The sequence below is a fragment of the Phormidium sp. CCY1219 genome (assembly GCF_035615515.1).
In the GTDB taxonomy this organism is placed as follows: domain Bacteria; phylum Cyanobacteriota; class Cyanobacteriia; order Cyanobacteriales; family Laspinemataceae; genus CCY1219.
Window position 1 is genome coordinate 1 of sequence record NZ_JAJENT010000652.1, and the last position, 6,969, is coordinate 6,969.

Annotated in this window: 4 protein-coding genes; 3 read left to right on the plus strand and 1 reads right to left on the minus strand. The window is 51.6% G+C overall.

Translation table 11 applies throughout. The features are described from left to right. The first annotated feature begins 567 nt into the window (after positions 1-567). Both LKK83_RS18815 and LKK83_RS18820 read left to right on the plus strand, forming a co-directional pair. Positions 568-1,371 carry a DUF4114 domain-containing protein gene (locus LKK83_RS18815; protein WP_324632812.1) on the plus strand — a complete coding sequence of 268 codons (804 nt, stop codon included), beginning with the start codon at positions 568-570 and terminating at the stop codon, positions 1,369-1,371. 43 nt (positions 1,372-1,414) lie between these two features. After that, on the plus strand, positions 1,415-3,994 hold the full coding sequence (locus LKK83_RS18820; RefSeq protein WP_324632813.1) for a putative PEP-binding protein: 2,580 nt from the start codon (positions 1,415-1,417) through the stop codon (positions 3,992-3,994). A 12-nt stretch (positions 3,995-4,006) separates the two neighbouring features. Here the strand turns inward: LKK83_RS18820 and LKK83_RS18825 are convergent, their stop codons facing one another. Beyond that, on the minus strand, positions 4,007-4,858 hold the full coding sequence (locus LKK83_RS18825) for a DUF1361 domain-containing protein (protein ID WP_324632815.1): 852 nt from the start codon (positions 4,856-4,858) through the stop codon (positions 4,007-4,009). 901 nt (positions 4,859-5,759) lie between these two features. On the opposite strand from LKK83_RS18825, the gene LKK83_RS18830 reads away from it, so the two are divergent. Continuing rightward, a complete protein-coding gene (locus LKK83_RS18830; protein WP_324632816.1) occupies positions 5,760-6,494 on the plus strand; it encodes a choice-of-anchor E domain-containing protein in 735 nt (244 codons plus the stop codon). Positions 6,495-6,969: the final 475 nt, after the last annotated feature.

The window sequence follows — 6,969 nt, forward strand, 5'->3', positions numbered from 1 at the left end:
TGGTCTTCTGGTCAGGTGAGCTTGGGAAAATAAAGTCTTACCAAGCCCCTCCCTTTAGGGATGGGGTTCCTGACGCTCTCACCCAGAGAAACCTGGCCACTTTTTACTTTACTTTTACTTTAACGTCAACCGGAAATCTACGGAGTTTTTTAAAGAAATGGTAAAGATGCCAGATTGGGGGTGACACAGATTTGCGATGCGATCGTATAATGAAGTCAGTAAATTCCACAGGTTTAGGCAGTACAAAGTTTCATGATTTCTTTCGATTTGGCTTTTTATGGCTGAGGTCATGGAGAAAAGCAGGGGTTGAAACCGTATTTTTACTAGGATTATCCAACTCCAGCTATCCCGGCAAACGAGAGAAGCGATCGCCTCATAACCTCAGAGAATTTACGGAAATTCCTTGGCGAGTCGGGTTCGATCCGCGAGAACCGCAGACCTATTCTGTGGGACCATCGACCCGATCGCCAGAGAGCGCTCGAAGAGGAGAACTGAGTCACCCCACGGGGCGCTGGAATTTAACACTCAACTGCAAACCTTGAATTAGAAAAACAAATCGAGGGTATTATGTCTAAGTTATCTGTGAAAAACCTACTGGGAACCACCGCCGGAATCGGCTGTTTGAGCGTTGCTTCGGTACTTTCCTTCAGTTCTTCTGCCGTTGCGGTTAGCTTCGGAACCTCTTGGGATGGTGAGGAGTATTCGCTGCAGAATCTAATAGATGGTATAACAAAGGGTGGACCGGGAATCGATACACTCAACGACCAAACCGGGTTTGATTGGTTTACGAATACGGCAAGCGGGGGAAGTCTGGGCAGTTTCATGTTCGAGGTTGCCGGGTTTGCCCCTACGAACAAGTTCGGGATTTACAATTCATCTGGAGAGAAAGCCTTATTGTATGAGGGGGTGAATAATCCAGGCGATCGCGTCACCATTGATTTTCTGGCTGGGGGGGATATTTCCGTCAGTACCAAAGGTCTTCCGCCAGGGAACGTAACGCCGACGGTGGACAACTATTACAGCGATTTTGGCAACCTGTTTGGTTTTTACCTGGAACGGGAAGATGGAACCAGCTTTTACACCCAGAATGCTTTAAACGACGGTGGCTACCAACAGGCGGTGGTTTATCAAGGAGACAATCTCACGACCCTGGCGCTTCCGGGCAAGCAAGCGGGAACGTTTACCGATAACGAGTTTATCATTGCCTTCGAGGATTTGTGGCTTGGGGGCAGCACGGACCGGGACTATAACGACTTGGTGGTGATGGTAGAATCTGTGGAACCGATTCCCGAACCGGCCACCTTGATGGGACTGGGACTGGTGGCTGGATCCTTTGCCATCCTGCGCCGTCGCCAATCGCAAAAACTTTAATCGGCTAAAATTTCTGTTTGTCTCCTGCGTACTCAGTTGTTAATTGTTAATTTTCCTCCTCCAACCGGAGGAGGGACTTTCGTTTGAGCCTAGGGTGGCGCGAGCGGATTATGATAAATTATGTCCGAACGCTTGCATCACTGTGGATTACCTGTACTGGCTCGACCAAATTCAACCCTCCGAACGTTATTTAGTTGGGGACAAAGCATTTTATCTGAGTCAACTGGCACAGCAGGACTCGCCTGTGGTGCCGGGATTTGTGGTGGCTGCACCTGCTTTGCGGGAGTTTCTGGAAAATTATGATTGGCGAGAGCCTTTGTTTGCGGAACTACTGAATTCTTCGTTACATCTGAATGTGGACGACGCAAGGCAATTGCAAGAGATTGCCCAACACATTCGCCAGGAAATTGTAGCGGCGGAGTTTCCCCGGGAGTGGATCGGGCAGCTTGCTTCGGCGGGGGAAATGTTGCGTGCGTCGGCGTTAATTTTTCGTCCTTCGATTACCCTACCGAGTTCTGCGGCGTCTTATGTAGAGATTTCTGGGTTGCTGGAGTGTCATGTTTGCCTGTGCGATCCGGAGGAAATTGCCTTAGCGGTGCTGCAAACTTGGGCGGAACTGTTTCGCGCCAGAAGTTTATTGTATTGGCAGCGCTGCGGAGTTCAGCTACAGCAGCTTAATATGGGGGTGTTGGTGCAGCCGGTGTGGGAGGCGATCGCGGCGGGAAAACTGATAGCAAAGCCCACCGAGTTTGAGATTCATTCCACCTGGGGATTGGGAATGGCGCTGGAACTGGGACAGATTATCCCCGACGTGCATCGCATCGATGCCAGAACGAAAGAGCTGCTGCACCAACAGCGCGGACATAAGTATTTGGCCTATGATTTTGCCTTTCACGATTGGCAATCGGAAATAGTTTATCCGGAAATGAGCTTGCTGAGCACTTACAGTTGCCTGCAACCTTATGCAGTGTCTGAGGACAGACAACAGCAATTTGCCCTGGATCCTAGCAATCTGGTGCGGTTAATCGAACGGGCGGATAAGGTGAGGGGAAATTATCCGACGCCGTTTGTTTTAGAGTGGATCGTCACTGCCAGGACTGAGGATTGGGAGTCACAGTTGTATTTTCGCGGTGCAGATTTCGGGGTGTCCCAGATTCCGATGCTGGCACCGGGAGATCCCGCCCCAGTGGCGGAAACCTCCTCACCCGCAGAAAAAACAGAGGCGGAAAACATGGACGAAAAAATAGTGGGCATCGGGGCAGCCGGCGGTCAGGCGATCGCGCCGGCCTATGTCATTCAAAGCAAAGAGACCCCGCCGGATGCGGTGCCTCCCGGACAGATCGTCATTGCGGAAGCGATCGCCCCTGCTTGGTTGGGACTCGTCCGCCATGCGGCAGGGTTGGTGACCGAACGCGGGGGCATCACCAGTCACGCCGCCATTCTCGCCCGAGAATTCGGCATTCCCGCCGCGATCGCTGCCCCTGGCATTACCCAACGGATTACCACCGGCGATCTGGTATTTCTGGATGGGGACACTGGAGAAATTTCTCTGGTGACGGAGGATAACTCACTTGAGGTGAAAGCCGACCCAAAGCGTCTGCTTCCGGATGTAGCACAAAGTATGGTAGCGCAGCAAACCCCCGCTCCCATCGGTTCCCAGGCAGAGGACTTGTCCAGCCCATCGCCCCTATTCGAATACCCGATCGCCACCCAGTTGTTTGTCAACCTGAGTCATCCCAGCGCCCTCGATCGCATCGGCGCAGTGCCCCTGGATGGGGTAGGGTTATTGCGATCGGAAATGATGGCTCTGGAAACCTTTCAATCCCTCCCGCCCAGCCAATGGGTCCATTCCGAAAAGACGCCAGCATTTATCGAAAAAATCGCCACCCATTTAACCCAGATAGCCCAGTTTTTCTTTCCCCGCCCGGTCTTTTATCGCTCTTTGGACTTGCGCGGATCCGGCGAGATTGCCGAGGAGTCCGAATCAACCGCCGCATCCAGTCGCCGGGAGCACCCCTTGGGATTGCATGGCGCGTTCAGCTACTTGCTCGACCCGGCTTTATTCGATTTAGAACTGGCCATTTTAGCCCGGGTGCAACAGGCCGGTTATCCGAATATTCGGTTAATTTTACCCTTCGTGCGAACCGTAGAAGAATTTAGCTTTTGTCATCGCCGGGTGGAACGGGCCGGACTGACCCAGGTCAACGAGTTTGAACTGTGGATGATGGCGGAGGTTCCTTCCGCAGTGTTTTTATTGCCAGAGTACGTGAAAGCTGGGGTGCAGGGGATTTCCATCGGGTGTAACGATTTAACCCAGTTGTTGTTAGCTGCCGATCGCGAAAACCAGCAGATGTCCGCCGCCTTTCCCGCCGCTCATCCGGCGGTGATGCGCGCCATGCATCAGTTAATTTTGGCCGCGAACGCAGCAGCGATTCCTTGTGCGGTGTGCATGGGGGCATCTGCGGCATCTTTGGAAATGGTGAACGAGCTGGTAGAGTGGGGGATTAGGGCCATTTCTGTGGAACCTCCAGCCATCGAGGGCACTTATCGCGCGATCGCCCGCGCCGAAAAGCGCCTGCTTTTAGATGCGGCCCGTCAGCAACGCGATAATTTGAACCCCTAAGACCGGATGAGCTTACGAGTGGGCCTGGGAGGACTCTGAGTCGGCGATCGCCTCGATCCGGTCCGTTGCAGATTGTTGCCGATGCAAGACCGCCAAGGTCAATTCCTTGCACAGCCAGTACAATACGGTAATCACCACAAACGTGACTGCCATTACCACCGCCGGACGCTTGCCCACTAAATCGTTCATCACGCTTCTGACTAACGCATCTGGATCCGTGAGGATATCCCAGCTATTAAAGCGCTGAAATCGTCCCAGATGAATCCCGATCGCCGTCAACCCATGCAACAGCAATTCCGCCGGTCCGACAAACTGTCCCCACCCCCAGCGTTTTAAATAGTAACCCAGATGAATCAAAGACAGAACGTAGGCTTCAAAGCCAATAATGGTAAACAGTAGATATTGGGGAATCAGCGCCAAGGTGATAATCCAGACCGAATATCCTTGGCGAATATCCTCGATTAAGTGAATCACGTCAGTTAGCACGTAGGGCGCATTGGGTAAAAAGGCAACAAAGGTGACAAAGCCCAACCACCACAATAGGGAACGAGAGATGGATTGTTGGCGGCGCAACTGCCAAATTTCTAACGCCATCACCACCAGGGTGAGTAACAAGACCCAAAACAGATAGTTGGTGCCCATCTTTTGCAGCAGATAGAAACCATGTCGAAAGACTCGTTGGGCATTGGGTAAAAAAGTGGCTCCAATCAGTAAGGGAACTCCCCAGCGCAAGGTGCGCGATCGCGGCAGGTGAAACAGCCAAAAACTCAACCCTAATGGGACTAAGGCAAGAAACAGATTCCAGGTCATAAACCCGCTGTTATTCTGCAAAGCGTCCCAGGCAGTGGCGATCCAATTTATCATGGCAGAAGTCATAGGCTTTACGAGATTTTCTAGATGTGGTTCTACTATTTTAGAAAGCTAATTTTGAATTAAAGTTGCAACTGACGGTAACAGTTGAAACACTTTTGCTTTGACATCTGAATTAATGTCATGCTACGATGCAAACAGATTCCCAAACAGCAGGGCGGTTTACCCCGAGCGCGCCAATTCGACAATCGCAAATGTACTCAATTCGGTCTGATGCAATGGGATGGGTGCTGCCGAACGGACTTTTTTGCTATCAGCCATTGCACCAGGAATTCTCCGTAAAGGTTTTCGGGCTGAAGTGGACGAAGCGGGACGGTTGGGAACTGAAATTAGGGTGCGGCGGGCTACTCGGGGGGTAGAAAAATCAGCAGCGATCGCGCCGCGTCTATAGGATTTTCCCGCTAACTAGTTATAAATACCCTTTAGGAAATTTTAAACTTTGAGAAGATTCCGTGAATTTACGTTTTCTTTTTTTTTCAGGTTCGGGCAAGCTAGAAGAATAAACAGGAGCTCCAGTTTGCCGAGTTGAAGGCGATCGCGAGGCAACAATCTGACGGGTCGGGTTTCGCCATCGGCGATCGGTTCTAGGCCGGCGGAGAATGGCTGCAAACATCCGAGGAGGAAATTTTCTGACCCTAGAGATGCTAAGGGAGTCGAACGGCTCTATGACTGCGCCCTGGGTGCAATTTGCGAGACTCTCCTTCCCCGATTCGGGCCGCGCGATTGACCGCGATCGGCTCATAGCCCCCGTTAAATCAATATAAATCTGTGATAAGCATCACGGAACTATAGCGCCCACAACAGCCATAATATCATCAGAGACCAGGGCGATCCAATCCACCATGTAGGTGAATCTCGTTCTGGTGAAGGTACAGTCCATAGAGAAGGTAGAAATATGCAATTACAATTCTCTAAACTCAAAGTCATTCCCCTGTTAGCGGGGATGACCCTAGCGCCGGCTGGCTTTGCCAATGCCGGTACGCTGTCGTTTATCGACGAGTTTGATTTTAAAACCACCAACTTCGAGGAAACCCTCACTATCAACAAATTCGATACCAACTTGGGGACCCTCAACAGTATCGAATTTGAATTTACTGGTGCGGTAAAAGGCGACGTCAAGTTTGAAAGTCTCGATGCGGCGGAAAGTACGGTGACGGCGACCCTCAGCAGTGTGTTGGAGTTAAATTTGCCCGACGACGATACCCTATTCGCCGAACTCAATCCCTTTGTCTCGGTGAGCGATGAATTGAGCGCCTATGATGGCACCATCGACTTCGGTGGCACCTCGGGCAGGAGTTACACCCGAGATGAAGGCAACGGAGTGCGGGGCAGTACGACCAAAACCATCAAAATCGATGCGCCCACCGAGAGCGATTTAGCCTTATTTGCCGCTCGAGGCGGCGGAAGCTTGGACTTCTCGGTGAATGCAGAGGGTCGTTCCGTGGGCACGGGATCGGGTAACTTGATTACCCAGTTTGCCACCTTGGCATCCGCCGGGATCCGGGTGTCTTATGACTATGAAGAAAATGAGCCGCGCAAAATCCCGGAACCCACGGGAGCGCTGGGAATTGGCATCGCTGGGGGACTGGCTCTGTTACGCAAGCGCAAGAAAGAAGAAGTGGAAACATAACGCCACTCTACCCCTAACCTGCGGAGAAAATGGTGCAGTGGGCGCTATGGAAACATCCCATCGGGTGTTTCCCACTTTGGGGCAATAGAAATTGCACAGAGTCCTTCAGGGTGCGATGAGTGTATCTACTCAATTTAATCCAGATATTGGTGGCAAGCAGTGTGAGTTGCTGCAAGACCACCGATTTTCGTTCTTCAGCTCTGGTGAGTGGGAGTGGCGAGGGGGGACAAAGCTTTTGGGGTTGAGAAGTCAGAATTTGACGCGAGAGTTTTGGGGGAAGTTAGAGCCGAAATCGCGATCGCCGGGACGATCAACTGTTACCACCGCTACAGTAACCGCAACTGACCCGAGGTATCTGCCTGAGACTCGTTGGACTGTACCTTTCTGCGTTCCTCGGGGCTGTTAATGACTAAAGCCTGATTTACTGGAAAATTCTAGATTATTCCGGAAATACCTCACGGCGTGTGGTAGAGTA